Source organism: Nitratireductor pacificus pht-3B (genome assembly GCF_000300335.1).
GTDB classification, from domain to species: Bacteria; Pseudomonadota; Alphaproteobacteria; order Rhizobiales; family Rhizobiaceae; genus Nitratireductor; species Nitratireductor pacificus.
Genome location: NZ_AMRM01000021.1, coordinates 36,609 through 63,517 on the forward strand (window position 1 = coordinate 36,609; position 26,909 = coordinate 63,517).

The window sequence follows — 26,909 nt, forward strand, 5'->3', positions numbered from 1 at the left end:
TGGAAATGTAACTATCAATTGGCTCCCCCGCAAAATCGTGTTAATTGAACCGCCCATGACGCAACGGAATGTTCTCTTTCTCGAGGAGTTTCTGCCCTACCGGCTGAGCCGGCTGAGTGATGCGATCAGCCGCGATTTCTCGCAGGCCTATCGCGCGCGCCTCGGCCTCACCCGCCCGGAATGGCGCACACTCGCCACCATCGGACAGTACGGGACGATGACGGCGACGGAGATCGGCGCGCATTCCTCGATGCACAAGACGAAGGTCAGCCGCGCCGTCGCCTCGCTCGAGGTCCGGCGCTGGATCACGCGGGTGCCGGACGCCCGCGACCGCCGCGTGGAGCGGCTTTCGCTGAGCAAGGTCGGCCAGAAGGCCTATGAGGACATGGTGCCCGTGGCGCGCGCCTTCGAGGCCGAGATGCTCGAGCGGATGAGCGCGGCGGAGCGCGAGGCGCTGCTGGCCGGGCTCGCCGCGCTCGAGCGGACGGCGCTCTCCGGGCCGGACGGGGCCTGACCTACCAGCTCATCACCACCTTGCCCGCCTCGCCGTTCTTGATCGCCGCGAAGCCGTCGCGGAAGTCGTCCGCCTTGATGCGGTGGGTGATCAGGTCGGAGACGTCGAGCCTGCCCTGCACCAAGGCGATCATCTTGTACCAGGTCTCGAACATCTCGCGTCCGTAGATGCCCTTCAGGTGCAGCATCTTGAAGATGACCTTGTTCCAGTCGATCTCGAAGCCGGTCGGCGCGATGCCCAGGATGGCGATCTTGCCGCCATTGTTCATGGCGTCGATCATGTCGCGGAAGGCGGGTGCGGCGCCCGACATCTCCAGCCCGACGTCGAAGCCCTCGGTCATGCCGAGCTGGCGCATCACCTCGGGCAGCTTCTCCTCGGCGGCGTTGACCGTGTGCTGGACGCCCAGCTTGCGGGCGAGTTCCAGCCGGCCGGGATTGATGTCGGTGATGACCACCTTGCGCGCGCCGACGCACTGCGCCACCAGCGCCCCCATGATGCCGATCGGGCCGGCACCCGTCACCAGCACGTCCTCGCCCACGAGGTCGAAGGACAGCGCCGTGTGGACGGCGTTGCCGAGCGGGTCGAAGATCGCCGCGATCGTGTCGGGGATGTTGTCGGGGATCGGCACCACATTGTGCTGCGGCAATGACAGATACTCGGCGAAGGCGCCCGGACGGTGGACGCCGACGCCCAGCGTGTTGCGACACAGATGGCCGCGCCCGGCGCGGCAGTTGCGGCAGTGGCCGCAGACGATGTGCCCCTCGCCGGCAACGCGCTGGCCCACCTGATACTCGGTCACGGCGTCGCCCACCTCGGCGACGACGCCGACGAACTCATGGCCGACGACCATGGGCACAGGCACGGTCTTGCTCGCCCACTCGTCCCAGTTCCAGATATGCACGTCGGTGCCGCAGATGGCGGTCTTGCGGACCTTGATCAGCACGTCGTTCGGGCCGATCTCCGGCACCGGCACGCGCTCCATCCACAGGCCCTCCTCGGGTCTGGACTTCACGAGCGCCTTCATCATGTTGGACATGGCTGGAGCCTTTTCGGTGTGGTTCGCACGAGATTACCCCCCTCTGGCCTACCGGCCATCTCCCCCTCAAGGGGGGAGATCAGGTGGTGGAACTGGCTTCGCGAATCGCCAACATACACGGGGAGGCGATGCATTCTTGCCAGCCAATCTCCCCCCTTGTGGGGGAGATGGCCGGCAGGCCAGAGGGGGGTGCGCACGGCAAAAACGCTCACGCCACCACCCCCAATTCCCGCCCCACCTTCCCGAACGCCTCCACCGCGCGGTCGATGTCGACCGTCGAATGGGCCGCCGACATCTGTGTGCGGATACGCGCGGCGCCCTTCGGCACCACCGGGAAGGAAAAGCCGATCACGTAGATGCCCTCCTCCAGCAGCCGCGCCGCCATCTTCTCGGCCAGCGCCGCGTCGCCCAGCATCACCGGGATGATCGGATGGTCGGCGCCGGCGAGCGCGAACCCCTGCTTCTCCATCCCGGCGCGGAAACGCGCGGCGTTGTCGTAGAGTTTTTGGCGCAGGCCCGCACCGCCCGCCACCATGTCGAACACCTTGAGCGATGCCGCCGCGATGACCGGCGCCAGCGTGTTCGAGAACAGATAGGGCCGCGAGCGCTGGCGCAGCCAGTCGACCACCTCGGCCCGCGCGCAGGTATAGCCGCCGGAGGCGCCGCCCAGCGCCTTGCCGAGCGTGCCCGTCATGATATCGACGCGGCCCTCGACGCCGCAATGTTCCGGCGTGCCGCGACCGTTCCCGCCGACGAAGCCGACCGCGTGGCTGTCGTCCACCATCACCATCGCGTCGTAGCGCTCCGCCAGGTCGCAGATGCCGGCGAGGTTGGCGATCACGCCGTCCATGGAAAACACGCCGTCCGTGGCGATCAGCCGGAAGCGCGCGCCCTCGGCCCGCTTCAGGCATTCCTCCAGTTCGCCCATATCGTTGTTGGCGTAGCGGTGGCGCTCGGCCTTCGAGAGCCGCACCCCGTCGATGATCGAGGCGTGGTTCAGCGCGTCGGAGATGATCGCGTCCTCCGGCCCGAGCAGCGTCTCGAACAGGCCGGCATTGGCGTCGAAGCAGGAGGAATAGAGGATCGTGTCCTCGAAGCCGAGGAAGCCGGAGATCTTCGCTTCCAGTTCCTTGTGCTCCTCCTGCGTGCCGCAGATGAAGCGCACCGAGGCCATGCCGTAGCCGTAGCGGTCGAGCGCCGCCTTGCCCGCCTCGCGCAATTCCTCGTTATCGGCAAGGCCCAGATAATTGTTGGCGCAGAAGTTCAGCACCGTCCGCCCGCCGCTGTCGATCCTGGCCGACTGCATGGAGGTGATGACCCGCTCGCGCTTGTAGAGCCCGGCGTCCTTCAGGCCTTCCAGTTCGCTTCGCAGATGGGTGAGGAAAGCGTCGGACATGAAGGCCTCGCTCTGGTGTGGGAGGGACTGGCGTTCCCTCCTCTACTACAGAGTGCCACCGCTTTCGACCACCGACAATTCTGCATTGCTTGCCGGTGCCGGTGCTCGCCCCTCACCCTTACCCTACCGGGGTCGAGCCACGGGTCTCGACCCGTCCTTCGGACCCCCACAAGCGGCAGGGCAATCGCATATGAATTTTGTTGCAGGCTGCGCCTGCGACCCCCACCCTCGATCCCTCCCCTCAAGGGGGAGGGAAGGAAGACGCCGCGCTCGATGATCCCCCTCCCCCTTGAGGGGAGGGGTAAGGGGTGGGGGTACCGCGCCGCCATATGCGATTGCCCTGCCGCGAGCGGGGAGAAGGTGCCGGCAGGCGGATGAGGGGCGAGCGCCACCCCGTCAAGCAACAAAAAAGGGGCCGGCACCGCAAGCGCCCGCCCCTTTCGAACTCTCCGCGCAGAATACGCGTACCAGCGCTCAGAAAAACGCCTGCAGCCCCGTCTGCGCGCGGCCGAGGATCAGCGCGTGGACGTCGTGCGTGCCCTCATAGGTGTTGACCGTCTCCAGGTTCTGCGCGTGGCGCATGACGTGGTATTCGATCTGGATGCCGTTGCCGCCATGCATGTCGCGGGCCTGGCGGGCGATGTCCAGCGCCTTGCCGCAATTGTTGCGCTTGACCAGCGAGATCATCTCCGGAGCCATCCGGCCCTCGTCGAACAGGCGGCCGACGCGCAGCGAACCCTGCAGGCCAAGCGCTATCTCCGTCTGCATGTCAGCGAGCTTCTTCTGGAAGAGCTGCGTCTGCGCCAGCGGCTTATCGAACTGCTTGCGGTCGAGGCCGTACTGCCGCGCCCGGTGCCAGCAGTCTTCCGCCGCGCCCATGGCGCCCCAGGAAATGCCGTAGCGCGCCCGGTTGAGGCAGCCGAACGGCCCGCCCAGCCCCTCGGCATTGGGCAGCAGAGCGTCCTCGCCCACTTCCACGCCGTCCATCACGATCTCGCCGGTGATCGAGGCGCGCAGCGAGAGCTTGCCGCCGATCTTCGGCGCGGAAAGGCCCTTCATGCCCTTCTCCAGCACGAAGCCGCGGATCTTGCCGCCATGCGCCGCCGACTTCGCCCAGACGACGAACACATCGGCGATAGGCGAATTGGAGATCCACATCTTCGAGCCGGTCAGCCGGTAGCCGCCATCGGTCTTGTCGGCGCGCGTCTTCATGCCGCCCGGATCGGAGCCGGCGTCCGGCTCGGTCAGGCCGAAGCAGCCGATATATTCACCCGATGCCAGCTTCGGCAGGAACTTCTTCCGCTGCTCCTCGGAGCCGTAGGCGTAGATCGGGTGCATCACCAGCGAGGACTGCACGCTCATCATCGAACGGTAGCCCGAATCGACGCGCTCCACCTCGCGCGCCACCAGCCCGTAGGACACATAGCCGGCGCCGACGCCGCCATATTCCTCGGGGATCGTCACGCCGAGCAGCCCGGCCGCGCCCATCTCGCGGAAGATCGACGGGTCGGTCTCCTCGTTCATATAGGCGTGCTCGATGCGGGGGCTGAGCTTGTCGGCGGCAAAGGCGGCCGCCGCGTCGCGGATCATGCGCTCCTCGTCGGAGAGCTGGTCCTCCATGAGGAACGGATCGTCCCAGACGAAGCTCGACCTGGAGGATTTCGACGCGGATCTGGCCTGTGCTGCTTCCATGTTCATTGATGCCTTCCTGATGCGGTTGCGCTCTGTCGACGCCTGACGGGAGCATACAGCATCCTAACGGAAAATACTTCAAGCTTAAAATGATTTTTTGGAAGAGGATGGTGCCGGGAAGGGATGGATTGGGGGGGGCGCGGGTTTCGAATTGGCGCCTTGCGCGCGCATGTTGCGACCATTCACGACGCTTTGGCAATTTGGAGAAAGTCGTTTCGGTTTGGTCAATCAGCGCCCGTGAAGGCGTGGAACCCGGACAGTCCTGACCCTGGACATCTATTTCCGCTCTTCCAGCAGTTCGGAAACCGTCACGAACGTGAAGCCACGCTCGCGCAGCCCGGCCACGACAAGAGGCAGCGCTTCGCGCGAGGTTGCGCGGCTTTCATACATGACATGCATCAGGACGATTGAGCCGCTGCGCGCCCTGTCCACGACATGCGCGACGAATGCGTCCAGGTCGTCTGCAACTTCCGGATAGGTTTCCGGCTCGACATCCCAGGTCACCGTCGTTCGCCCGGTAGACGAGAGGTACCAGGGCAGCCCGAACAGCTTCTTGCCGTAGGGCGGGCGAAAATGAAGCGGTTTCTCATAGCCGATAGTGCGAATGGCCGCGTCGGTCTTTTCGATCTCGCTGCGGTATGTAGCGTAGCTTTTCATCACCATGCGGGGATGCGAGTAGCTGTGATTTCCGAGTTCATGGCCAGCCGCAACGATCGCGCGTGTTTCCGCCGGGTTCTCGGTCACCTCCCTGCCGGTAACAAAGAACGTCGCTTTCACGTCGAGGTCATCGAGAATTCCAAGCACTTCGTTCGTGAAACGAGCCGTGGGACCGTCATCGAATGTCAACGCGATGACCGGCCTGCCCGTCTCCACCCGCGCCACCAGATCGCCGAAGGCCTGATAGGTCCTTGAGCTGCTGAGCTTGTAGAGGCCGAAGACGATGGCGAGAACCAGTGCCAGCGAAACCGAGGAGATGAGAAGACGACGAGACAACAATGCTTGGATCCCTCTTGCTGCGAAGGGCGTACATTGAAGACGGGCATGGCAGAAGTGTGTTTGTGTTCCCTACGCCCCGAACCTCGGGATTCGGGCACGACAGCGATTGCCTTCGATGTCCGGACTGGAGGCTTCAGCCAGACGGCGGCTCCGCCTCTTCAGCCTACGGCCCCTTCTCGCATCCTCCCTACCCGGAATCAGGCCCCAGAAGCGGCATCACGTCGACGCTATCGCACGGGAAGATCGTGAAGTGCGGATGGTTTTCGAACAGCCGCGCCGCGGCCTCGTGCGAGGGCGCGCGCACGACGACGAAGACGGTCAGCTCGTTGACCACGTCGCTCACGCCGTCCGGCGAGGTGCGCTTGGTCGGGCCGAGCGGCCCGCCCTCATAGACGATCACGTCCCTGTGCGCCGCGTCCCAGGCCTTCAGGGCGGCCAGCCCTTCCGCGTCCCTCGCCCGCCGCTCCTCCTCGCTCATCGCGTACCAGGCCTGCCAGCGCGGGCTGGACTTGTTGCTGGTGAAAACGGCGAGATAGATGTCTTTCGCACCCATGGGCTGTCTCCGGCTCTCCTGCTTCAGTATGGAGCCGCCGCGGGCGTCCGTAAATGCCGGCCGGGTGCGGCCCTGCGGGCGAGCCTGTCTTGCCGGATCGCCTCTCCGGCTGCCCGAACCGGCAGCCCGAACGGGGAGAACCGCCCGCCCCGGACCCGCCGCGACGCCTTGCGTTGCGGGCTTGCGCGCATTTTTCTGCCGCGTCTTTCTCCCCGCCCTTCCGGCCTTTGCTATCCTTCCCCCATCGCCCTTACGCGGCCTTATGTAGCAAAGGCACCAAGCCTTCGTTGCATTTGAGCCTGTCCTAAAGGAGGACCGCGCTATGCGCGCGTGGAAATGGTTACTGTCGCTGCTCGCCGTTGCGTTAGTTACTTTTTTTAATTCGGTGGTAAGTACGCAAATCGCCGCCGCTGCGGGCGCGGAGGGTTATCGTTTGAGACAGCCTATCGTTGTCCTTATGCGACGCGACGTAGATAAACTCCGTCTCACTTTCGTCGTCAAACACGTCTCCGTACCTTATACGCCCGTACACGAACAATCGGGTCTTTGGGTCTCCGGTTCCGAACTGTCTGAGAACGGCTTTGAAATTGTGTGGTGTGATATCCAGCCGTTCCGTCCCCGGGGGCAGAGACCACCACTTTCTTCCCCGGATAGGAAGATCTCGCCAAGTCCCCTCATTAATATCCTCATTGTTTCCGATTGCTATCGCGCCCGCTTCCACAACAATCCAGCGAGCCGGCGTTTGTCCATAGCTTATGTGGCCAAAAGTTACCCAGCCTCTATTATTTCTGTCGTCACCAATCTTCCGGTATTCCTTATCTGGCAGAACAATGAATCTGCCATCGGTGTATTTGACGAAGGCCCCACCCAGGGTGACGTATGGTCTGAGTTGCGCTTCGCCAAGACGCTGCGTGATCGAAACCGTCTTTTCAGCGGCTCGCGTCCCAGCGAGAGCGGCAGCGGTCGTCGCACGGGCTTCACGAAGGGTAAGAGCAACATAAATCACACCGATTCCGGTGACGGTGACACTCACCCACGTGGCCCACAACATACCCTCGGCCCAATCCGCCATCTCCCGTTGAGCGTTCAAATCCTGCTCGGCGCGTTGCTCGCTCCGGGCGGGTGTTTTGTAGCGGCTAAAGCATTGTTTGATTTCAGCAACCGTGATCAGCCGCAGGCATTGCTCTTGGGCCTCATAGGCGGCGGAATATGTGGCGTTCTGGGACTCGCGATATTGATCGGAGGATTGGTGGCCTTTTGAAAAAAGGACCGTCCAACTAGTAAACGCAACAAATGTCAGTCCAATCGCGACAACTATCCAAGGTGCAAAGTCTGCGTACCGATTGCGCTTAGACATTGAAGGAAAAAAGCCGCCGTGAATTTACCCCGAGACAGCTTATTACGGATATTCACTTCCTTTTCGTCAACTCCTAATTGCGCCAGCTTTTCGACAAGCTGCGCATAAGTCACGCCTTTGCGCTTCAATTCGGCTTTCAGGAGGTTTGCCGCCAGAGCTTCGTAATCCGTCTTTTCAGCCATACGTATCGCCCTCGCAGGAAAAAGTATCGTTTTCGATACATATGCCCTTGTGCTCAGTACGTCAACGTACTATATTCATTACATAAGTAATAGAAACGATGACAAATGGCACAGCACTTTCTCCTTTCAGCTCAAGCCCGCACTCTCTCGCTGAAAGCAATCTACAAGGGTGGCGAGGAAAAGGCCTATGAGACCTTCCGCAAGCTGCGCTGGAGCGAGACCCAGGGCGAGCCGATTTGCCCGAAGTGCGGTTGCCTCGACCATTACGAGATTCCCACGCGTCGCAAATTCAAGTGTGCGGTCTGCCATGCTCAATTCAGCGTTACCAGCGGCACGATGTTCGCCTCGCGCAAGCTGCCCTTCACGGACCTGCTGGCGGCGATCTGCCTATTCGTCAATGGCGCTAAGGGCATGTCGGCGGTCCAGTTCAGCCGCGATCTGGACGTGCAGTACAAGACCGCCTTCGTTCTGGCGCACAAGCTGCGCGAGGCGCTTGCTGCCGAGACCGTCATGGAAATGCTGGACGGCGAAGTTGAGATCGACGGTGCATACTTCGGTGGTCACGTCCGCCCGGAGAACCGCAAGGAAGACCGCATTGACCGCCGCAAGAAGGTCAACCAGTCCGACCGCCGTCGCGTTGTGGTCGCCCTTCGCCAGCGTGGCGGGCGCACCCTGTCATTTGTGCGGCAGAGCGAAGCCGATGGCGTTGAAATCGCCCGCGCCCGCATGGTGGCCAACGCCAAGCTGTTTGCTGACGAGGCGACCCATTGGGATGCGCTGGAAATTCAGTTTGAAACCGACCGCATCAATCACAGCGAAGCCTATAGCGACTTCAACGGCAAGCACACGAATTGGGTTGAAAGCTACTTCTCGCGCCTGCGCCGCATGGTCGGCGGTCAGCACCACCATGTTTCGCACAAGTATCTGTATCAGTACGCGAACCATGCCGCATGGCTGGAGGATCACCGTCGCCGCTCAAATGGCGCGAATGCCTTCGCCCTGCTTGGTGGCGCGCTCAATCATCCGGTTTCGCGTGTATGGGCAGGATACTGGCAGCGCGCTAGCTAGTTTGAACCAAACATGATCGCACGACGTCAGTCTGCGTCTCTGATATATCTTCGCTCTGCAAGGCGCAGTCCTGGATTCCACGAATGACCGCCGCAGCAAGATCGCAAACAGGCTTGATTTTGCCGTCAAACGATTTCTGAAGAGCCTTCCTTGCCTCGATTTCATAGAACTCGTTGAGGCAAACCCATGTTTCCTTTTTTAGATAAGTCGCCTTGGGTGGGATGAAAAAATTGTGGAATCGGTCTCGCGGCTGGCAACCGTAAGCTGTGCCGCGCCCATGCTGAACAGATGTTGTCTTCACGACGACAGATGTGCCCGCAGAAGTCCCTAGGACTACAAAGAGCTTCTCACCAGTTTCGCCATCGTGGAACGCAAAATCTTCGTCAAAGAATACCGAACCCGGGTTCATTAGAAAGGCTCTTTATCAATTCATTGCGTTCTCTAGCGACCCGCATAACGGAATCTTTTTCATCTTTCCTTACAGCAAGCTCATAAGGAATCTCAGCTTGTTTTTTTCCTTCTATTTCATACACTTGGTGCCAAGGCTGGTTCTCCAAATGGGTGGCTTCGACCATCTCATCTGCTGTCGAATCCCGATATTCCCGCGCGAGCGCTTCCAAGATTGAGAGTTCCCGCCTTGAAAAAAGCCGTGACGAAAACCCCACCTTTGGGCGGATGGCTAACATCTGTCCGTTCTTTGTTTCTTTTTCTTCTATCGAAACTGCTGCGGTAATTTCCTCGGGCGGCTCGGATATCTCGTTGTACAACGAAACAGGCACCGGGCCCATCGGCCAAGCATTATACCTGAGACCAGTGACACTCCGGCCGGTTTGCTTAAAGTGCTCGAAATCGAGGAAATACAAAAGCTTGCAAAGCTTTGTCTTCCCGAGCTTTCTGGTGCGGCTTGCGAAGAAAATGATTGCCTGAATCATCTTCTCCCTGTCATGAGAAATCATCATTCCGGTCATCCTTCCCCCAAACGCCGGTGCGAATCACCGTAGCATGAACGCACACGTGCGGGGAGTATTCGGTTAACTGCGGTAACTAGTGTCACTTAGTGGCATAACCAAGCCTAAAAAAGATTGCCTTGCTACGCCTACCGACGCTCCCACCTTAAACTCCCCTTCGCATCCGCTACAGCAGCCGCCAGACGCACCCGGATTGCGCGTTCTCATAATCCGCACGTCCGCTTACCTTCATCTTCGATAGCGCACGGCTTACCTTGTCCGTAAGCGCCTTCTGAAAGCGCTGGTCGTCCGTTTCCCATCCTTTATCGCGGGATATGGCCAGCGCAATGTCGCGCGCCTGTAGACCGTCCGTACTGCTCCGCAAATGACCCACGACAAGCCGTCCAAGCTCCTTGCGGTGAAAAAGGCCGGATGTACAGGCTTTGCGAACCGGAAACGCATCCTCGTTGACATAGCCCATCACCTTCAAGGCCGCGTCCAGGTGTTTCAGGTCCGCCCGTAGCTTTTCGACCTGGCCATCCAGGTGGAGAATTTCGCCAGCGATTTCCGAGCGGCGACGCAGTAGACCATGAATGACGACATCGTTTTCCATGCCACGGATTCTATGGGAACCCGCTCAAGAACGCCTCTGAAATGTTGGTGCTTTTGCTACATAAGGCCGCCCTTACGGGAACCGGGTCCGGACCGGGGATCAGGGAGGGCGGCGGCAGCCTCCCTCCCCGGGGAACGGTACCCGGGGACACGTGAGGGCCCGCGACAGGTCGGCGGCCGGATCGTTACCCCCGGTTGCGGAGAAGCCGCGAAGGCGGTGGTGTTGCAGGGGCCGGGAAACCGGACCTCTCGGGCATCATCGGCCGCGTGATCGACCGACGGATGGGACAGCGGCCGGACAGGCGGCGAAAGGGTCGCATATACATTCACAGATTGGCGACGCTTTCGCCGCCCGTCTTCCCGACCCCATGCTCATGCCCCGGCGGACCGCCGCGCGGGAACGGAGGAGTTATGCGTTTTCCTGCCATCCCGCATGCCTCGTCATCCTCGGAGAATCCAGAGGCAACACAAGCGCCGGCGCTCCCTTCTCCCCGCCTGCGGGGGTCCGAAGGACGGGTCGAGACCCGTGGCTCGACCCCGGCTGACCCGAAGGGCCGGATGAGGGGCCGGCGCCAACCCGGCAGAAGGGACGGAGGGCGACGCGAGCGCCAGTCCTTGACGCCGGCGCCCGCCCCTCATCCCCCTGCCGGGACCTTCTCCCCGCCAGCGGGGAGAAGGACGCTGTCCTTCACGCCCCGCCAGAAAGGGAAGCACTGGAAACCACCCGTCCCGCCCTTCGCATCGCCCCCGAATCCGCCTAGAATCGCGCCATGACCATCCGCCAACTCACCGACACAATCATCAACCAGATCGCCGCCGGCGAGGTCATCGAGCGGCCGGCGAGCGTGGCGAAGGAACTCGTCGAGAATGCGCTGGACGCGGGCGCGACCCGCGTCGAGGTGGCGACGGCGGGCGGCGGGCTGTCGCTGCTGCGCGTCACCGACAATGGCGGCGGCATCCCCGCGGACGAGCTGCCGCTCGCCGTCTCGCGCCACTGCACCTCGAAGCTCTCGGACGACATCCACGACATCCGCTCGCTCGGCTTCCGCGGCGAGGCGCTGCCCTCCATCGGCTCGGTGGCGCGGCTTGCCGTCCGCTCGCGGCCGGACGGCGCCGACAGCGCCGTCGAGATCGGCGTCGAGGGCGGGCGCGTGTCGCCGGTCAGGCCCGTCGCGGCCAACCGGGGCACCACGGTGGAGGTGCGCGATTTGTTCTTCGCCACGCCGGCGCGGCTCAAGTTCATGAAGAGCGAGCGCGCCGAGACCAGCGCCATCACCGAGGTGGTGAAGCGCATGGCGCTCGCCTTTCCCGCCGTGCGCTTCGCGCTTTCGGGAACCGACCGCAGCACGCTGGAACTGCCCGCCGTGCCGGCCGATGGCGAGGGGCTTCTGCGCCGCATCGCCCAGGTGATGGGCAGCGAATTCGCCGCGAACACACTGGCCATCGACGCCGAGCGGGAGGGGGTGAGCCTCACCGGCCACGTCTCGATCCCGTCGTTCTCGCGCGGCAATGCGATGCAGCAGTACTTCTACGTCAACGGGCGGCCCGTGCGCGACAAGCTGCTCGCCGGCGCCGTGCGCGGCGCCTATATGGACGTGCTGCCGCGCGACCGGCATGCGGTCGTGGCGCTGTTCATCGCGCTCGACCCGGCCTTGGTCGATGTCAATGTCCACCCGGCGAAGGCCGATGTGCGCTTCCGCGATCCCGGCCTGGTGCGCGGGCTGATCGTCGGCGCCATCCGCCACGCGCTGGAGATGAGCGGCATGCGCGCCTCCACCTCGGGGGCCGACGCCATGCTCGCCGCCTTCCGCCGGCCGGAGAGCGCCGGTCCCGGCAGGCCTGCCGGCCATGGCTTTGCCCATGGCGGCCAGCGCTACACGCCGCCGCCGCGCCCCGCGCACGACTGGAGCCGCGACACCTCGCCTTTGCGCCCGCTCGACATGGCTGGAGCGGGGGGCGCCGGAGCGGACGTCCTCGCGGCAGCGCCGGCGGCCGCGGGCGGCTTTTCCGCTCCCGCCCAATCCACCTTCGATGTGGGTGCAAGCCCGAGCGCCGATGCCCGCGCCGGCGTCGCCGACGCACCCGCCGGGCTGATGCGCAACCCGCTGGGGGCGGCGCGCGCGCAGGTGCATGAAAACTACATCGTCGCCCAGACGGAGGATTCGCTGGTCATCGTCGACCAGCACGCCGCCCATGAGCGGCTCGTCTACGAGGCGCTGAAGGGCGCGCTGCACGCGCGGCCCCTGCCGGCGCAGATGCTGCTCCTGCCCGAGATCGTCGACCTGCCGGAGGAGGACGCCGACCGCGTCGCCGGCCACGCGGAATTCCTCGCCCGGTTCGGGCTGGGGCTGGAGCGCTTCGGCCCCGGCGCCATCGCCGTGCGCGAGACGCCGTCCATGCTCGGCAAGGTGGACGTGCAGCAGCTCGTGCGCGACCTCGCCGACGAGATCGCCGAGAACGACACGGCCGACACGCTGAAGGAGCGCATCGACCACATCGCCGCCACCATGGCCTGCCACGGCTCCGTGCGCTCGGGCCGGCGGCTCAGGCCGGAGGAGATGAACGCGCTGCTGCGCCAGATGGAAGCGACCCCCGGCTCCGGCACCTGCAATCACGGCCGGCCGACCTATATCGAACTGAAGCTGACCGACATCGAGAAGCTGTTCGGGCGGCGCTGACGAGCGGGGAGCGGATTACTTGACGCGGCGGGAAAAATATGGCGCAACGGGCATGATCACGAGGCATTGTTGATGAACCGTTTCGAAGGCTCAGGCGCGCGCGAGGCGCGCATCCGCTATCTGGATGGCGATTTTCAGGTGATGACGCCCGGCGCCTTCGTCCGCTGCGCGGTGACCGGCCATTCCATCCCGCTCGACGAACTCAAATACTGGAGCGTCGCGCGGCAGGAACCCTATCTCGACGCCGGCGCCTCGCTGGCACGGGAGATGGAGGAGAACCCGGGCCTGCGCACGCGGCGCTGACCGGCTATCTGAGGCTGCGCTCGCGCCAGGCGGCGATGGTCGCGTCGACGATGATCCCGGCCATGTCGGGCGCCGCGAAGGCCGCATCCACCGGCAGCACCTGGCAATCGGCCGCGAAGTCCTGCAGGGCGGCGCTGCCGTGGCCGAGCCGCACCAGATCCTTCTCGGTGGTGATCAGCGCCAGTTCCGCCGCCTCGGCCGAACGCCGCAGCTCGCGCACGTCCTCCTCGTCGAACGGGTGGTGGTCGGGGAAGCTGCGCGTCTCGACCACCGCGGCGCCGGCGCCGCGCAGGCTGTCGAAGAATTTTCCGGGATTGCCGATGCCGGCAAAAGCGAGGAAGCGCCTGCCCTTGACGGCGCGCACGCCGCGCGGCTTGAGGCGCGCCTCGAAGACCGGCTTGCCCGCACGCGAAGCCTGGCGCACCACATGGTCGGCGCCCTCGCCCTCGCCCATGGTGAGGAGGGCGTCGGCGTGGCGGAGCTGGTCGATCAGCGGCGCGCGCAGGGGGCCGCCGGGAATGACATGGCCGTTGCCCAGGCCGCGCCGTGCATCGACGACCATCAACGCATAGTCCATGCGGATGCGAGCGCTCTGGAAACCGTCGTCCATGACGATGAAATCGCAACCGGCCCCGATCAGGTGGCGGGCGCCGGCCGCCCGATCCTGCGTCACCACGGTCGGCGCGCAGCGCGCAAGGAGCAGCGGCTCGTCGCCGACCAGCCGCGCCGAATCGTGCTCGGCATCGACCAGATGCGGCTTCGAGAGGCTGCCGCCATGGCCGCGCGACAGGAAGCCCGGCTTGCGGCCGGCCTTGCGCGCCTGCTTGGCAAGGGCGATTGCGACGGGGGTCTTGCCTTCGCCGCCGACGGTGAAATTGCCGATGCAGAGCACCGGCGCGGCGACCGGCGCGCGGCGGCCGGACGCCAGGCGATAGGCTGCCGCCACTCCGTAGAGGGTCGAGAACGGCGCCAGGCACCAGGCGCGCCAGTCGGCCGGCTCCCACCAGAACGGAGGCGCCTCGCTAGCCATAGGACCGGTCGTCTTCCAGACGGCTCTTGACCACCAGCGGATGGATATAGGGGTCGAGCGCCTGCAGGGTCCGCTTCAGCGCGCCGGACATGTCCTCCACCGCCGTCAGGCCGGCCTTGATCATGGCGCCGCGGGCGGCGTGGTTGTTGAGCAGGAAATTGACCCCGCCGGCCAGCATCTCGCCGTCGCGCACCAGCCGGGCGCCGCCGCTGTCGATCAGCCGGCGATAGGCGTCGCGGAAATTCTGCACGTTGCAGCCGGCGAGCACGGCCGTGCCGAGCCGGGCGGGTTCGATCGGGTTCTGCCCGCCTTCCTGCACCAGCGAGCGGCCGACAAAGGCGATCTCGGTCAGGCGCAGGTAAAGCCCCATCTCGCCGATCGTGTCGCCGAGCAGGATGTCGGTCTCGGCGGTGACCGGGTCGTTGCGGCTACGCCGCGCGACCTTCAGGCCGCGCGCCAGAAACTCTTTCTCGAGATCGTTGGACCGCTCGGGATGACGCGGCACGACGATGGTCAGGAGGTCGGGATGGCGCTGCTTGAGCTTCTGCTGCACATCGGCGGCGATGGTCTCCTCCCCCTCGTGGGTGGAGACGGCGGCCCAGGTCCGGCGGACGCCGATGCCCCGCTGCAGCCGCTCCAGCGACTGCCGGTCGACCGGCGGGGCGCTGGTGTCGACCTTCATGTTTCCCGAAACCGTCACCGGCCGTGCGCCCAGCGCCCGGAACCGCTCGCCGTCCACCTCGGACTGGGCGACCACATGGGCAAGGTTCTCGAACAGCGCCTCGGCGAGATAGGGCCGTTTCGACCAGCTCGCGAAGGAGCGGTCGGAGAGCCGGCCGTTGACGAGGACCTGCGGAACGTGGCGGGCGCCCAGCTCGAGGATCGTCATCGGCCATATCTCGGATTCGGCCATGACCGCGAGATCCGGCTTCCAGTGGTTCAGGAAGCGGCTGACGGCGGGTTTCAGGTCGAGCGGCACATATTGATGGATGACACGGTCGTCGAGCCGCTCGTCGGCCACTTTCGCCGAGGTCACCGTGCCGGTGGTGAGGACGATGTTGATCCCGTAGGAGAGGAGATGCTCGATCAGCCCGATGACCGCCACCGTCTCACCGACGCTGGCCGCGTGCATCCAGATCAGCGGGCCATCCGGCCTCGGGCGCCCCGCCTGGCCGTAGCGCTCATGCCGGCGGGCGCGATCCTCCTTGCCCTTGCCGGCGCGCCAGACGATGTAGCCGCCGATCACCGGGAAGGCCGCTGCGCCCGCCCAGCGGTATGCCGTGAGTATCGCCCGCGCCCAACGCTCGCTCATGGGTCAATGGCCGTCGACGAGGAGATAGGCCTTCCGCGTCGCCTCGTTCAGGGACGCGGTCACCTGCTGGCGCTTCTCCTCCATGACGGTCTCGTCGGCGTCGGCTTCCACGTGGATCGGTTCGCCGAGGACGACCGCGCTGCGGCCGAAGGGCAGGTTGATGGTCGTCTTGTCCCAGGTCCTCTCGAGAACCTTGCGCCGGCTCGTGGCGATGGCCACGGGAACGATGGGCCGGCCGGAAATCCGGGCCAGCGTGACGATGCCGAGGCCCGCCTCTCGTGGGGTGCCGTGTGGAATGTCCGCGATCATGGCGACATTGCAGCCACCGTCGATGGTCTTTTTCAAGGCAATCAGCGCCGAGGCTCCGCCTTTGCGGCTGTCGCGCTCGCCCTTGCGGCCGCCCGAGCCGCGCACGATGCCGAAACCGAGCTTCTCGGCGACAAGCGCGTTCAGCTCGGCATCGGCGCTGCGCGAGAACAGCGCGACGATGCGGTGCTTGCGCGGATTGATCGCCGGTCCCATCAGGTGCTGGCCGTGCCACAGCGCGGCGATGGCCGGCGAATAGTCGGCGATGGCGGCTTCCAGATCGTCGGAGCCGGAAACGCGCGGATTGGTGCGGTCGATGAGGCGGATCGCGCCAGCCATGATCGTCGCCAGGGCCTGCTTGACGAAGCGCGACCTGGCGAGCGGCTTGCGGATGCGGCGCCATAACCCCTTCATGGGGCGCACACCGGACTTTCTCCGCTCAACGCTGACGGTATGCGACGGCGCGGTCGCCTTGTTTCCCATGCGTGGACCTTCGCTATCCCTGAACCTGCTCGGCACCGGGATCCAGCAGGCGGTGCAGGTGAACGATGAAATAGCGCATATGCGCGTTGTCCACCGTCTCCTGCGCCTTCGCCCGCCAGGCTTTCTCGGCGGACTTGTAATCCGGGAAAACGCCGACGATGTCGACCGCATCCAGATCCCGGAAGGTGACGCCGGTCAGGGACGACAGCTCGCCACCGATCACCAGGTGAAGAAGCTGCGAATTCTGTTTCTCTTCGGCCATGATCAAGCCCGTTTGCAGTAAAACTGTTGCGTTTGGCAAATCGCTACACGCCCGTGTAGAGGAATTTCCGCGACATTGAAACCATTTAGAGGTCGCCGCACAGGCTTCTCAACGGTCCGTATCCGCGATCACGTCCACCATTTCCGCGAGCAGGCCCCCGCTACCGGCCGCCAGCGCGCCGTGCCGCGGGTCGGCCCCGGCATAAAGCGGCGACGCGCCTTGCTGGTCGAGGATCCTGCCGCCGGCCTCCTCGAGGATGAGATCGGCGGCGGCGATGTCCCAGTCATGGGCGTTCGGCTTGACGAAGGTGGCGTCGAGCGCACCATGCGCCACCATGGCGATACGGTAGGCAAGCGACGGCACGTAGCCATGCGGTTTCACCGTCGAGGCGGTCGCCTCCGGCAGCCGTTCGATCATCGCCTTCGGACCGGCGATGACGAGTTCACCATCCGGCGTCTTCACCTCGATGCGCCGACCGTTCATGAAAGCGCCCGCGCCGCGCGAGGCGGTATAGACCTCTTCAAGCGCCGGGCAATCGAGGACGCCCGCGACACTGCGACCACGCTCGACGACCGCGATGCTGACGCACCAGACCGGCCGGCCATCAATGAAGGCGCGCGTTCCGTCGATCGGATCGACGATGAAAACGCGCCGCGCCGACAGACGCTCAGGCGACGCCGCCGTTTCCTCCGAAAGCCAGCCATAGGCCGGGCGCGCCGCCAGCAGCATCTTGCGCAGGAAGCGGTCGACGGCCAGATCGGCCTCGCTTACCGGCGACTTGCCGGCCTTCCACCAGACTTCGGGGTCGCGACGATAATATTCGAGCGCGATGCGGCCCGCCTCCCGCGCCGCATCGGCGATCAGGGCGAGGTCGTCCTCGAACGTGGCCTGCACCGCATCATTTTCCGGCAAGCGTCATGCCCTCGATCATGAGGGTCGGCGCGGCAGTGCCGAAATTGCGGTCGAGGTCGTTCGCCGGCGTCATCCGCAGGAACATGTCCTTCAGATTGGAAGCCACCGTCACCTCGGCCACGGGATAGGAAAGCCGGCCGTCCTCGATCCAGAACCCGGCCGCGCCGCGGCTGTATTCACCGGTGACGAGATCGACGCCCTGGCCGAACACCTCGGTCACGTAGAAACCCGACCTGATTGAACCGATCAGCGCTTCGGGCGTGGTCTCGCCGGGTTCAAGCGCCAGATTGGTGGACGATGGCGAAACGGAGGAGGCGGCCCGCACCCCGCGCCCGTTTGTGTCCGGAAGGCCGAGCTGACGCGCCACGGAAGTGGACAGGAACCAGTGCTTCAGCACGCCGTCCTCGACCATGGTCAAGGGTGCGCCCGCCACACCCTCACCGTCGAAGGGGCGCGAGGACTGGCCGCGCCTGCGGGTCGGATCGTCCGTCACCGTGATGCCCTCGGCCGCGATCCTGCGGCCCATCATCTCGCGCAGGAAGCTCGACTTGCGCGCCACCGAGGCGCCGTTGATGGCCGAGGCCAGATGCCCGACGATGCCGCGCGCGACGCGCGGATCGTAGACGACGGGAAACTGCCCGGTATCGACCTTGCGCGCGTTGAGCCGCCGCACGGCGCGTTCGCCCGCCCGCCTGCCGATCTCCGCCGGCGCATCGAGGTCGGCGAAATGCAGGCGCGACGAGAAATCATAATCGCGCTCCATACCGGTTCCCTCGCCGGCAATCACGCTGACGGAGCGCGAGAAGCGCGTCGCTTCATACTGGCCGACAAAGCCGCCCGACGTGGCGAGAACGAGACCGCCCGAACCGGCGCTGGCGCCGCTGCCCGAGGAGTTGCTCACGCCCGCCACCGCAAGCGCGGCTTCCTCGGCGGCCAGCGCGTCATCCCGCAACCGGTCGGCGGACACCTCGGTGTCGTCGAAGAGATCCAGATCGGCCACCCGTTCCGCCAGCCGCGCCGGGTCCGCCAGTCCCTGATAGGGGTCTTCCGGCGAGACACGGGCCATGGCGACGGCGCGCTCGGCCAGCGGCGCGGGATCGGCATTGGCCGGGGCGGAGACGCTTGCGACCCGACGCCCGACGAAAACCCGCAGCGACATGTCATCGCTTTCGGAAGCCTCGGTGCCCTCGACCTTGCCGAGGCGCACGGATATGCTTTTCGAGCGGGCGCGCACCACGACGGCATCAGCCGCATCCGCGCCGGCCTTCCGCGCCGCCTCGACCAGGGCGGCCACGCGGTCGACCAGATGCTGCTTCTGAGAACTCACCGTCATCGCTATCCCTGGCTGGAGAAAATCGGCGCGCATGAAGCGCCGCCAGTGTTCTGGCTCGCTTCCATTTATGATTCACCCGCCATATGTGCAATGGTGCAGGTGGTTTTCAACGAATGACGAACGGGACGCCGATGGCTGTCGAGGCTGCGCCACTCTATTATGAACCCCTGCTTCTTCTCGCAGGCGCGGTGATCGCGGCGCCGCTGTTCAAGCGGATCGGGCTGGGCACGATCCTCGGCTATCTCGCCGCGGGCATCGCCATCGGCCCGGTGGCGCGGCTGATCGTCGACGGCCGCGAGCTCCTGCATGTGGCCGAGCTCGGCGTGGTCTTCCTGCTGTTCATCATCGGCCTGGAGCTTAAACCGGCGAGGCTCTGGGCGATGCGCCGGAGCATTTTTGGTCTGGGCCTCCTGCAGGTCGTCGTGACCGGCGCGGCACTGGCCCTGATCGGCGTGGCGCTGGCTGGCCTTTCCTATGGCGCGGCGTTCGTCATCGGTTTCGGCCTTGCCCTGTCGTCCACGGCGTTCGCCGTGCAGACGCTCGAATCCCAGGGCGCCCTCAACCGGCAACACGGGCAGACCGCGTTCTCCGTGCTCCTGTTCCAGGATCTGGCGATCGCCCCCCTGCTGGCGCTGATCCCATTGCTGTCGCCCGGCGGCGAAGGGGCCGACGCGATCAGCGGCGAGCGGTTCCTCCTGGCGCTCGCCAGCGTGGCGGGGCTGATCATCGCCGGCCGCTACCTGCTCAATCCGCTGTTCCGCATCATCGCCAATACCGGCGCCAAGGAGGTGATGATCGCCGCCGCGCTTCTCGTGGTGCTTGGGTCGGCGACGCTGATGCAGATCGCCGGACTGTCGATGGCGCTCGGCGCATTCATCGCCGGCGTGCTGCTGGCCGAATCCTCCTTCCGCCACGAGCTGGAAGCCGATATCGAGCCGTTCCGCGGCCTCCTGCTCGGCCTGTTCTTCATGGCCATCGGCCTGTCGCTCGACCTCGGCATCATCGTCGAGAACTGGATGCTCATCCTCATCGCCGTGCCGATCCTGATGCTCGTCAAGGCGCTGATCCTCTATGCGATCTGCCGCGTCTTCGGCAGCGAGCACAACGACGCCGTGCGCGTCGCGGCCCTGCTGCCACAGGGCGGCGAGTTCGGGTTCGTGCTGTTCACCGCCGCCGCCTCGGCCTTCATCTTCCCTTCCGCCACGGCATCGTTGCTGATCGCTATCGTGACCGTCTCCATGGCGCTGACGCCGCTCTCCGTGCGGCTCGGCGAGATGCTGATGCGCAGCGAAGCGGAGGACGAGATGGACGAGGATTTCGACGGCGCCGGCTCCGACGTGATGATGATCGGCTTCTCGCGCTTCGGGCAGATCGTCTCGCAGGTGCTGCTGTCGGGGGGAACCGACGTGACCATCATCGACCATTCGGCCGACCGGGTGCGGGCGGCGGGCCGTTTCGGCTTCCGCATCTATTTCGGCGACGGGCGGCGCAAGGACGTGCTGGAAGCCGCCGGCATCCGCCGGGCGAAGCTCGTCGCCATCTGCACCAACGGCGTGGCGACCACCGACCGCATCGTGAACCTGATCCGCGACGAGTTTCCGCATGTGCGGCTCTATGTGCGGTCCTACGACCGGGCACATACGCTGTCGCTGCGCGACCGCGACGTGGAATACGAAATCCGCGAGACCGCCGAATCGGCGCTGACGTTCGGCTGCCGGACGCTCCAGGCGCTCGGTTCCAGCGAGGAGATCGCCCGCGAGATCGTCGCGGATGTGCGGCGGCGCGACGAGGAAAGGCTGGCCATCCAGTCGGTCGAGGGCATGTATGCCGGCAACGACAAGATGCATGTGCGCCCGGTGACGCCGGAACCGCTGATCAAGCCGACGCGGGAGGCGCGGCGTCTCGACCAGGAAGCGGATCAAGAGGCCGTGGAATCGGCGGGGAACTGAAGCCCCTCACAGGAAACCGCTACGCGCGCTCGAACCGGGCCACGGCGTCATCCACCGCCCGCTTCAGCTCGTCGCGGATGGCGGCGGTCTCGCCGAGAATGGCGTCGATCTTCATGAAATCGAGAACACGGAAGCGCGAGACCGCCGGTCGGATCAGGATATCGGGGCGCTTCTGCGAGAGTTTCATGGCGATGATCGACTGCATCATCAACTGGCTCGAACCGAACATCAGCTCGATCGAGGTCGGCGGCTTGCCGCCGGTGTCGGCGGGCGCGCCGACGACATCGACGGCGATGACGATGTCGGCCTCCCCCTCGATCAGGTCGAAGGGGACGGGATTGTAGATGCCGCCGTCGATCAGCGTGCGGCCGTTGCGCTCGACGGGGCGGAACACGGCCGGGATCGCGGCCGAGGCGGCCAGCGCCTGGCAGAGCGGCCCCCGGTCGAGCACCGCAAGCTCATGGCCGTAATAATCTGTCGCGGTGACACGCAGCGGAATTTTCAGTTCCTCGAACGTTTCCGGCACGGCCGCCGGCAGGAAGGTCTTGATGATGCGCTCGGCATTGAACTGGCCGAAGCGGAAACCGCCTTCGACCATCTCCGAGAAATTGCCCGGCCGCGCCTTCCAGAGGCGGCTGGCCACTTCGGCGCGGCTGCCCAGGATGGCGCGCGCATGGGCATGGATGTCCTTGCCGCTGATGCCGGCGGCGAACCCCGCCCCCATCAGCGCGCCGATCGACGAACCGGCGATCACCGTCGGGCGGATGCCGAGTTCGTCCAGCACCTCGATGACGTGGATATGCGCCAGCCCTCGCGCGCCACCGCCGCCAAGGGCGACGGCGAAGGTCGGGCCGCTGCCCGTACCGGTCGCCGGCCTGCCGATTTCTCCCGCCCCGGACATGGCGCCGTTACCCTCCGTTTCCGCCCGCCGGCCCGATCACCAGCAAAGCCGGCGGGGCGCTCAAAAGGCGCTGACCGACCCTTTTGACATCGTCCAGCGTGACGGCGTTGATCAATTCCGCCCGGCGCTGGATGTAGTCGATGCCGAGATCGTCCTGCTGGAGGCCGACGAGCGTGCGCGCGATGGCGGTCGAGGAATCCAGATTGTTGATCGGATAGGCACCGATGACATAGGTCTTCGCCTCGTCCAGATCTTTCGGAGTGGGGCCATCGTCGCGCATTCCGGCCACCACGTCCTCGATCACAGAAAGGGCGGTATCCACCTGTTCCGCCCGCGTCGCGGTGTGGATCATCAGCGTCTGCGCGTAGTCGCGGCTGCTGAGATAGGACGTCGCCCCATAGGCGAGGCCGCGCTTCTCCCGCACCTCGTGGAAGAGGCGCGAGGAGAAGGTGCCGCCGCCGAGAATCTGGTTCATCAGATAGGCGGCGAAGAAGTCCGGATCGTCGCGCTCGATGCCCGGATAGACGAGCTGGAGCGTCGATTGGGGCAGCGGGTAGTCGATGCGCACTTCCTGGTCGAGTTTCGGCTCGATGTGTTCCACCGGGGTGAGCTGCGCCTCCTCTGGCAGGTCGCCGAAGACCTTGTCGAGCACCGTGCCAAGGGTCCCGGCATCGATGGCTCCCACCACGCCGATGGTGAGGTTGGAGCGCGCGAAGACGCGGGCATGAAATGCCCTGAGATCGTCCGGCGTGATGCCGGCCAGGCTTTCGAGCGTGCCTTCGTCGGGCCGCGCATAGGGATGGTCGCCATAGACCGCCTGCTCCATCGCGCGGTATCCCTGCTTGTTCGGGTCGCGTTCGTCGGAACGGATCTGCACGGCGATCTGCGCGCGGATGCGTTCGACGGGATCGGCGTCGAAACGGGGGCTCGTCACCGCCAGGCGCAGGAGATCGAGCACGGCGTCGCTGTTTTCCGCCAGCATGCGGATCTGGCCGGAAATCGTGTCCGAGTTGGCGCGGAAGGACATTTCGGCACCGAGTTCCTCGAGCCGTTCCTGGAAGACGTCAAATGTCAGGTCGCCGGCGCCCTCGTCGAACAGGCCCGACATCAGGTTGGCCGTGCCCTCCTTGCCCTCGGGGTCCTGCACCGCACCGCCCTTGAAAGAGAACTGGAAGGTGATGATGGGCAGGGAATGATCCTCAACCAGCCAGGCGGTCACGCCCTTCTGCGAGGTGACGTCCTGGATCTCGACGGCCGCGCGGGCCGGCAGGGCAAGAACGACGATCAGGGCGACCAGCGCCCCAAGACGGAAGAAACCGCGCATGAAAACTCCTGCCGGTGCGAATGCGTTGGGGTTCATGAGCGCTTCTCCTCGGCGGGCAGGAGGTAACCCCTGACCGCGCGCGAGAGATCCAGATAGCGCCGGGCGGCCGCCTGCACCTGCTCGGCGGTGACGGCGGCAAGCCGCTCGGGAAGCCCGGTGATGTCCTCGACCGAACCGCCGGTCGCCAGCGTCGCGCCGAACAGGTTGGCGCTGCGCACCTGGCTGTCGCGCAGGAAGACCTGGTCGCGCAGGATCTTCGTCCGTGCCGCTTCCAGTTCCTTGGCGGTGATGCCATCGGCCTTGATGCGGTCGATCTCCGCGATCAGGGCCGCTTCGACCTTCGCCAGATCGGCATCGCCGCGCGGCTCGCCGTAGACGCCGAGCGCCGAATAGTCATAGGCGTTGCCCTGGAGATAGCTGCCGGCGCTGGCGGCGATCCCCTGCTTGACGACCAGTTCCTGATAGAGACGGCTGCGCAGCCCCTCGCCCAGCACCTGGGACAGGATGGCGATCGCTTCGAACTCGCCCTCGTCGGCCGTGCGGTGCGAGGGCGTGAACCAGTTTATGGAAAGGCTCGGGACGCTGACCCGGGGATCGCTGAAGGTGACGGTGCGCGCGGTCTTCTGGTCCGGCTCCATGGGCCGGGCGCGCGGGGCGAGATCCGGACCGCGCGCCAGCGTGCCGTAGGTTTCCTCGGCGAGCTTGCGAACGGCGTCCGCCTCCACATCGCCGGCAACCACCAGAACGGCGTTGTTCGGGGTGTAGTAGCGGTCGTAGAAGGCTTTCAGATCGTCATGGGTCAGCCCCTCGATCTCGCGCTGCCAGCCGATCACGGGAATGCCATAGGGGTGGTTCTGGTAGAGCGTGGCGTTCAGTTCCTCGGAGAGGATCGAACCGGGCACATTGTCGGTCCTCTGCCGGCGCTCCTCGAGCACCACCTGACGCTCGGTCTCGATATTCTCCTGCGAGAGCACCAGATTGCGCATCCGGTCGGCCTCGAAACGCATCATGTCGCCCAGTTCATCAGGGGCGACCTGCTGATAATAGGCGGTGAAATCATAGGAGGTGAACGCGTTCTCGTTGCCGCCGACGGCGGCGATGGCCTGCGAGAACTCGCCCGAGGGATAGGTGCTCGTGCCCTTGAACATCAGGTGCTCGAAGAAATGCGCGATGCCCGATTTTCCGGGTTCCTCGTCGGCGCTGCCGACCTTGTACCACAGCATGTGGGTGACGACCGGCGCGCGGTGATCGGGGATGACCACGACATCGAGGCCGTTCCCGAGCGTGAAGTTCGAGACGGCGCTGTCACCGCCCGCCTCGGCGGCCAGCGCAACCGATGCGCCCGCCAGAGAGAGGAAACCGGCGAGTGCCGCCCGGCGCGCGACAACCGCGAATGAATGGTTCATGAAGCAATCCCGTATGGTTGGGTTGAGCAGCCTGCGCACCATGACATGCGCGCATGACAAGCGGAAGCTATTGGCCGGAAGCTATCGTCCCAAAAGTGACCAAACTCAGGCGCGGAGCGCAAAGCTTGCGCAGGAGGTGCCGTAGGTGCGTCGCTCGATCAGCGTGAAGCCGGCGGGCGGCTGGAACGGCGTGGCCGCCGCCTCCTCCACCATGACCAGCGCGCCGGGCGAGAGCCACCCGCCGGCGAGCGCGGCGGCGAGCGCCTCTTCGCCGAAGCCCTTGCCGTAGGGCGGATCCGCCAGGACAAGATCGAACGGCAGCATCGTGCCGACCTCGCCGAGCCTGGTGGCGTCGCGGCGGAAGATCTTGCTGCGTCCCTGCAGGGACAGGGTCTCGACATTGGTGCGGATCAACCCGCGCGCGGCGGCGGCTTCCTCGACGAACAGGGCGAAGGACGCGCCGCGCGACAGCGCCTCGATCCCCAGTGCGCCGGTGCCGGCGAACAGGTCGAGCACGCGCGCGCCGGCGAGCCGCTCGGCGAAACGATGCTCCAGAATGTTGAACAGGGCCTCGCGCGTCCGGTCCGTGGTGGGACGGATGTCGTCCGTGCGGGGCGCGGCCAGCGCCCGGCCCCGGAACGCGCCGCCGACGACCCGCACCGGCTAGCGCCCCTTTGCCGGCTTGCCCGGACGGCCGCCGCCGGGTTTGCCGCCGGGTTTACCGCCTGGCCGGGCCTCGAACTTGCCGCCGGGTTTGCCCCCCGGCTTGCCGCCCGGCTTTCCAAAGGATTTCGCGCCCGGCTTGCCGAAGCTCTTGCCGGCTGGCTTCGAACCGAACTTGCCACCGGGCCGGCCCTCAGACCTTGCATCGGGCCTTCCATCGGGCCGGGCGCCGCCGGGTTTGCGATCGCCCCGCGGCGCATCGGAGCGGGGACGCTCTCCATCGCCGCGCGGCCTGTCCTTGCCGTGCGGACGCGCTGAATACGGCTTGTCGCCCTTGGAAAAGCGATCGCGTTCGCCACGCTCCGGCCTGCCCTCCCTCGCGGGCCTGTCGCCATCGCGGCGGGCCGCACCCGGCGCGCGCTTGGCGAAGGATTTACCGCGGGCCTCGCCGCCCTCTTCCGGCCTCCCCTTGCCGAAGGGGCGTTCGGAACGGGGCTTTGCCGAACGCTCCGGACGACCCTGTGACCGCGGCTTTCCGGCCGGCTTGTCTTCCACTTCGGCTTCCGCCTTGCGCTTGCCCTGCGGCCTGGCGCCGGGCGCCATCCATACATGGGCGCCGCGATTGTTTCGCGCGCCGGCGTCGCGCCGCTCGTCCTCGTCGCGCCGGCCACCCGGGCGTGTCTGGAGACGGCCACGCATTTCCTCGCGATGGTCCTCGCGGTCCCGCTTGCGGTTCCTGACGAAGCCTTCACCGCCGCGTTCGCGCGGCGCGCGGGCGTCGCCGCTCTCGCCGGCGGGTGCCTTCCTTTCGGCGCGGACCGGCTTGTTGGAGAAAGGCTTGGCGATCGGCGCGTCGAAATTCGCGCCTGCCTCGGCGATCAGCCGCTCGCCGAGCTGGTCGCGCAGCGTGCGGCCCTTGATCTCCTGCACCTCGCCCTCGGCCAGCGCGCCGAGCTGGAACGGGCCGTAGGACAGGCGGATCAGCCGCGTCACGTCGAGGCCGAGCGCGCCGAGCACGTTTCTCACCTCGCGGTTCTTGCCCTCGCGCAGGCCGACGGTCAGCCAGGCATTCGATCCCTGCTCGCGGTCGAGCGTCGCCTCGATGGCGCCGTAGAACACGCCATCGACGGCGATGCCGTCCTTCAGTCCCTCCAGCGCCGCCGTGTCCACCTTGCCGTGAACGCGGACGCGGTAGCGGCGCAACCAGCCGGTGGCGGGCAGTTCGAGCGTGCGGGCAAGGCCGCCATCGTTTGTCAGGACGAGCAGGCCCTCGGTGTTGATGTCGAGCCGACCGATGGTGATGAGGCGCGGAAGGCCGACAGGCAGCACGTCGAAAATGGTCTGGCGGCCTTCCGGATCGCGGTTGGTGGTCACCAGGCCAGCGGGCTTGTGGAACAGGAACAGCCGCGTCCGCTCCACCGCCGGAAGGGGCTTGCCGTCCACCTCGATGCGGTCGGCGTCGGTGACGTTCAGCGCCGGCGTGGTCAGGGTCTTGCCGTTGACCGTGACGCGCCCGTCCTGGATCATCGCCTCGGCGTCGCGGCGCGAGGCAAGCCCGACGCGCGCCAGGCGCTTGGCGATGCGCTCGCCCTCCCGGACGCCCTTGTCACCGTCTTCCGCGTCGGCAGACGGGCTGTGCGCGGTGTCCTTACCGGGTGAGGTCTTTGGTCGGTCGCTGGTCATGTCGGCCCTTG

General features: G+C 65.6%; 26 protein-coding genes. 6 read left to right on the top strand and 20 right to left on the bottom strand.

Translation table 11 applies throughout. The features are described 5' to 3' along the window. Window positions 1-55 precede the first annotated feature (55 nt). Complete coding sequence (locus NA2_RS17100; RefSeq protein WP_008598312.1) at window positions 56-514, top strand: MarR family winged helix-turn-helix transcriptional regulator; 459 nt, start codon at window positions 56-58, stop codon at window positions 512-514. 1 nt (window position 515) lies between these two features. Here the strand turns inward: NA2_RS17100 and tdh are convergent, their stop codons facing one another. The 5 genes from tdh to NA2_RS17125 all read right to left on the bottom strand — a co-directional run bounded on the left by tdh (window position 516) and on the right by NA2_RS17125 (window position 6,187). Next, the gene (gene tdh / locus NA2_RS17105; RefSeq protein ID WP_040678338.1) at window positions 516-1,550 is read right to left on the bottom strand and encodes an L-threonine 3-dehydrogenase; all 1,035 of its coding nucleotides are present in this window, start codon (window positions 1,548-1,550) and stop codon (window positions 516-518) included. Between the two features lie 208 nt (window positions 1,551-1,758). Then, window positions 1,759-2,946 (bottom strand): glycine C-acetyltransferase, encoded by a 1,188-nt coding sequence (locus tag NA2_RS17110; protein ID WP_008598314.1) that lies wholly within the window; start codon window positions 2,944-2,946, stop codon window positions 1,759-1,761. Window positions 2,947-3,420: 474 nt separating this feature from the next. Beyond that, window positions 3,421-4,638 (bottom strand): acyl-CoA dehydrogenase, encoded by a 1,218-nt coding sequence (locus NA2_RS17115; RefSeq protein ID WP_040678382.1) that lies wholly within the window; start codon window positions 4,636-4,638, stop codon window positions 3,421-3,423. A 276-nt stretch (window positions 4,639-4,914) separates the two neighbouring features. Next, the gene (locus NA2_RS17120; protein WP_008598316.1) at window positions 4,915-5,631 is read right to left on the bottom strand and encodes a polysaccharide deacetylase family protein; all 717 of its coding nucleotides are present in this window, start codon (window positions 5,629-5,631) and stop codon (window positions 4,915-4,917) included. Window positions 5,632-5,821: 190 nt separating this feature from the next. Then, window positions 5,822-6,187 (bottom strand): hypothetical protein, encoded by a 366-nt coding sequence (locus NA2_RS17125; RefSeq protein WP_008598317.1) that lies wholly within the window; start codon window positions 6,185-6,187, stop codon window positions 5,822-5,824. A 322-nt stretch (window positions 6,188-6,509) separates the two neighbouring features. On the opposite strand from NA2_RS17125, the gene NA2_RS22020 reads away from it, so the two are divergent. Then, the gene (locus NA2_RS22020) at window positions 6,510-7,448 is read left to right on the top strand and encodes a hypothetical protein (protein WP_157188284.1); all 939 of its coding nucleotides are present in this window, start codon (window positions 6,510-6,512) and stop codon (window positions 7,446-7,448) included. A gap of 53 nt (window positions 7,449-7,501) precedes the next feature. On the opposite strand, the gene NA2_RS21600 is transcribed toward NA2_RS22020, so the two are convergent. Continuing rightward, the gene (locus tag NA2_RS21600) at window positions 7,502-7,726 is read right to left on the bottom strand and encodes a DUF6471 domain-containing protein (RefSeq protein ID WP_081582716.1); all 225 of its coding nucleotides are present in this window, start codon (window positions 7,724-7,726) and stop codon (window positions 7,502-7,504) included. A 105-nt stretch (window positions 7,727-7,831) separates the two neighbouring features. On the opposite strand from NA2_RS21600, the gene NA2_RS17135 reads away from it, so the two are divergent. Beyond that, window positions 7,832-8,794 (top strand): IS1595 family transposase, encoded by a 963-nt coding sequence (locus NA2_RS17135; protein ID WP_008598318.1) that lies wholly within the window; start codon window positions 7,832-7,834, stop codon window positions 8,792-8,794. Here NA2_RS17135 and NA2_RS21605 read toward each other — a convergent pair. The 3 genes from NA2_RS21605 to NA2_RS17145 form a co-directional block, all read right to left on the bottom strand. Then, window positions 8,787-9,203, bottom strand: a complete 417-nt coding sequence (locus NA2_RS21605; protein WP_081582717.1) for a hypothetical protein — start codon at window positions 9,201-9,203, stop codon at window positions 8,787-8,789. The genes NA2_RS17135 and NA2_RS21605 overlap by 8 nt on opposite strands. Beyond that, window positions 9,178-9,753, bottom strand: a complete 576-nt coding sequence (locus tag NA2_RS17140) for a Panacea domain-containing protein (protein ID WP_008598319.1) — start codon at window positions 9,751-9,753, stop codon at window positions 9,178-9,180. The genes NA2_RS21605 and NA2_RS17140 overlap by 26 nt, the downstream gene beginning before the upstream one ends. Before the next feature lie 175 nt (window positions 9,754-9,928). Further along, a complete protein-coding gene (locus tag NA2_RS17145) occupies window positions 9,929-10,354 on the bottom strand; it encodes a hypothetical protein (RefSeq protein ID WP_008598320.1) in 426 nt (141 codons plus the stop codon). Window positions 10,355-11,123: 769 nt separating this feature from the next. Between NA2_RS17145 and mutL the strand changes: the two genes are divergently transcribed. Beyond that, window positions 11,124-13,031, top strand: a complete 1,908-nt coding sequence (gene mutL, locus NA2_RS17150) for a DNA mismatch repair endonuclease MutL (protein ID WP_008598321.1) — start codon at window positions 11,124-11,126, stop codon at window positions 13,029-13,031. Between the two features lie 72 nt (window positions 13,032-13,103). Then, window positions 13,104-13,334, top strand: coding sequence for a DUF2093 domain-containing protein (locus NA2_RS17155; protein ID WP_008598322.1), 231 nt, complete (start codon window positions 13,104-13,106; stop codon window positions 13,332-13,334). 4 nt (window positions 13,335-13,338) lie between these two features. Here the strand turns inward: NA2_RS17155 and lpxK are convergent, their stop codons facing one another. The 6 genes from lpxK to NA2_RS17185 form a co-directional block, all read right to left on the bottom strand. After that, window positions 13,339-14,364: a tetraacyldisaccharide 4'-kinase gene (lpxK, locus tag NA2_RS17160; RefSeq protein WP_008598323.1), complete on the bottom strand. Its 1,026-nt coding sequence runs from the start codon at window positions 14,362-14,364 to the stop codon at window positions 13,339-13,341. Continuing rightward, a complete protein-coding gene (waaA, locus tag NA2_RS17165; RefSeq protein ID WP_008598324.1) occupies window positions 14,357-15,676 on the bottom strand; it encodes a lipid IV(A) 3-deoxy-D-manno-octulosonic acid transferase in 1,320 nt (439 codons plus the stop codon). The genes lpxK and waaA overlap by 8 nt, the downstream gene beginning before the upstream one ends. Before the next feature lie 3 nt (window positions 15,677-15,679). Further along, window positions 15,680-16,396: a lysophospholipid acyltransferase family protein gene (locus NA2_RS17170; protein ID WP_008598325.1), complete on the bottom strand. Its 717-nt coding sequence runs from the start codon at window positions 16,394-16,396 to the stop codon at window positions 15,680-15,682. An 82-nt stretch (window positions 16,397-16,478) separates the two neighbouring features. Continuing rightward, the gene (locus NA2_RS17175) at window positions 16,479-16,727 is read right to left on the bottom strand and encodes a DUF4170 domain-containing protein (protein WP_040678350.1); all 249 of its coding nucleotides are present in this window, start codon (window positions 16,725-16,727) and stop codon (window positions 16,479-16,481) included. Between the two features lie 108 nt (window positions 16,728-16,835). Beyond that, window positions 16,836-17,639, bottom strand: coding sequence for a 3'(2'),5'-bisphosphate nucleotidase CysQ (locus NA2_RS17180; protein WP_040678353.1), 804 nt, complete (start codon window positions 17,637-17,639; stop codon window positions 16,836-16,838). Further along, window positions 17,626-18,972, bottom strand: coding sequence for a TldD/PmbA family protein (locus tag NA2_RS17185; RefSeq protein WP_008598329.1), 1,347 nt, complete (start codon window positions 18,970-18,972; stop codon window positions 17,626-17,628). The genes NA2_RS17180 and NA2_RS17185 overlap by 14 nt, the downstream gene beginning before the upstream one ends. Window positions 18,973-19,103: 131 nt before the next feature. Here NA2_RS17185 and NA2_RS17190 point away from each other — a divergent pair, with 131 nt between their 5' ends. Further along, the gene (locus NA2_RS17190; RefSeq protein WP_040678384.1) at window positions 19,104-20,921 is read left to right on the top strand and encodes a monovalent cation:proton antiporter-2 (CPA2) family protein; all 1,818 of its coding nucleotides are present in this window, start codon (window positions 19,104-19,106) and stop codon (window positions 20,919-20,921) included. Between the two features lie 19 nt (window positions 20,922-20,940). Here NA2_RS17190 and NA2_RS17195 read toward each other — a convergent pair whose 3' ends face one another. The 5 genes from NA2_RS17195 to NA2_RS17215 form a co-directional block, all read right to left on the bottom strand. After that, window positions 20,941-21,822: a patatin-like phospholipase family protein gene (locus tag NA2_RS17195; protein WP_008598333.1), complete on the bottom strand. Its 882-nt coding sequence runs from the start codon at window positions 21,820-21,822 to the stop codon at window positions 20,941-20,943. 7 nt (window positions 21,823-21,829) lie between these two features. After that, complete coding sequence (locus NA2_RS17200; RefSeq protein WP_051011679.1) at window positions 21,830-23,146, bottom strand: M16 family metallopeptidase; 1,317 nt, start codon at window positions 23,144-23,146, stop codon at window positions 21,830-21,832. 32 nt (window positions 23,147-23,178) lie between these two features. Next, a complete protein-coding gene (locus NA2_RS17205) occupies window positions 23,179-24,552 on the bottom strand; it encodes a M16 family metallopeptidase (protein ID WP_008598335.1) in 1,374 nt (457 codons plus the stop codon). 105 nt (window positions 24,553-24,657) lie between these two features. After that, window positions 24,658-25,212, bottom strand: coding sequence for a 16S rRNA (guanine(966)-N(2))-methyltransferase RsmD (gene rsmD / locus NA2_RS17210; protein ID WP_008598336.1), 555 nt, complete (start codon window positions 25,210-25,212; stop codon window positions 24,658-24,660). Window positions 25,213-25,215: 3 nt separating this feature from the next. Further along, the gene (locus NA2_RS17215; protein WP_008598337.1) at window positions 25,216-26,898 is read right to left on the bottom strand and encodes a pseudouridine synthase; all 1,683 of its coding nucleotides are present in this window, start codon (window positions 26,896-26,898) and stop codon (window positions 25,216-25,218) included. Window positions 26,899-26,909 lie beyond the last annotated feature (11 nt).

Bases quoted from the DNA above. Each gene is read 5' to 3' on its own strand.
- NA2_RS17100 (WP_008598312.1), top strand. From the start codon at position 56: ATGACGCAACGGAATGTTCTCTTTCTCGAGGAGTTTCTGCCCTACCGG.
- tdh (WP_040678338.1), bottom strand. From the start codon at position 1,550: ATGTCCAACATGATGAAGGCGCTCGTGAAGTCCAGACCCGAGGAGGGC.
- NA2_RS17110 (WP_008598314.1), bottom strand. From the start codon at position 2,946: ATGTCCGACGCTTTCCTCACCCATCTGCGAAGCGAACTGGAAGGCCTG.
- NA2_RS17115 (WP_040678382.1), bottom strand. From the start codon at position 4,638: ATGGAAGCAGCACAGGCCAGATCCGCGTCGAAATCCTCCAGGTCGAGC.
- NA2_RS17125 (WP_008598317.1), bottom strand. From the start codon at position 6,187: ATGGGTGCGAAAGACATCTATCTCGCCGTTTTCACCAGCAACAAGTCC.
- NA2_RS22020 (WP_157188284.1), top strand. From the start codon at position 6,510: ATGCGCGCGTGGAAATGGTTACTGTCGCTGCTCGCCGTTGCGTTAGTT.
- NA2_RS21600 (WP_081582716.1), bottom strand. From the start codon at position 7,726: ATGGCTGAAAAGACGGATTACGAAGCTCTGGCGGCAAACCTCCTGAAA.
- NA2_RS17135 (WP_008598318.1), top strand. From the start codon at position 7,832: ATGGCACAGCACTTTCTCCTTTCAGCTCAAGCCCGCACTCTCTCGCTG.
- NA2_RS21605 (WP_081582717.1), bottom strand. From the start codon at position 9,203: ATGAACCCGGGTTCGGTATTCTTTGACGAAGATTTTGCGTTCCACGAT.
- NA2_RS17140 (WP_008598319.1), bottom strand. From the start codon at position 9,753: ATGATGATTTCTCATGACAGGGAGAAGATGATTCAGGCAATCATTTTC.
- NA2_RS17145 (WP_008598320.1), bottom strand. From the start codon at position 10,354: ATGGAAAACGATGTCGTCATTCATGGTCTACTGCGTCGCCGCTCGGAA.
- mutL (WP_008598321.1), top strand. From the start codon at position 11,124: ATGACCATCCGCCAACTCACCGACACAATCATCAACCAGATCGCCGCC.
- NA2_RS17155 (WP_008598322.1), top strand. From the start codon at position 13,104: ATGAACCGTTTCGAAGGCTCAGGCGCGCGCGAGGCGCGCATCCGCTAT.
- lpxK (WP_008598323.1), bottom strand. From the start codon at position 14,364: ATGGCTAGCGAGGCGCCTCCGTTCTGGTGGGAGCCGGCCGACTGGCGC.
- waaA (WP_008598324.1), bottom strand. From the start codon at position 15,676: ATGAGCGAGCGTTGGGCGCGGGCGATACTCACGGCATACCGCTGGGCG.
- NA2_RS17170 (WP_008598325.1), bottom strand. From the start codon at position 16,396: ATGAAGGGGTTATGGCGCCGCATCCGCAAGCCGCTCGCCAGGTCGCGC.
- NA2_RS17175 (WP_040678350.1), bottom strand. From the start codon at position 16,727: ATGGCCGAAGAGAAACAGAATTCGCAGCTTCTTCACCTGGTGATCGGT.
- NA2_RS17185 (WP_008598329.1), bottom strand. From the start codon at position 18,972: ATGACGGTGAGTTCTCAGAAGCAGCATCTGGTCGACCGCGTGGCCGCC.
- NA2_RS17190 (WP_040678384.1), top strand. From the start codon at position 19,104: ATGGCTGTCGAGGCTGCGCCACTCTATTATGAACCCCTGCTTCTTCTC.
- NA2_RS17195 (WP_008598333.1), bottom strand. From the start codon at position 21,822: ATGTCCGGGGCGGGAGAAATCGGCAGGCCGGCGACCGGTACGGGCAGC.
- NA2_RS17200 (WP_051011679.1), bottom strand. From the start codon at position 23,146: ATGCGCGGTTTCTTCCGTCTTGGGGCGCTGGTCGCCCTGATCGTCGTT.
- NA2_RS17205 (WP_008598335.1), bottom strand. From the start codon at position 24,552: ATGAACCATTCATTCGCGGTTGTCGCGCGCCGGGCGGCACTCGCCGGT.
- NA2_RS17215 (WP_008598337.1), bottom strand. From the start codon at position 26,898: ATGACCAGCGACCGACCAAAGACCTCACCCGGTAAGGACACCGCGCAC.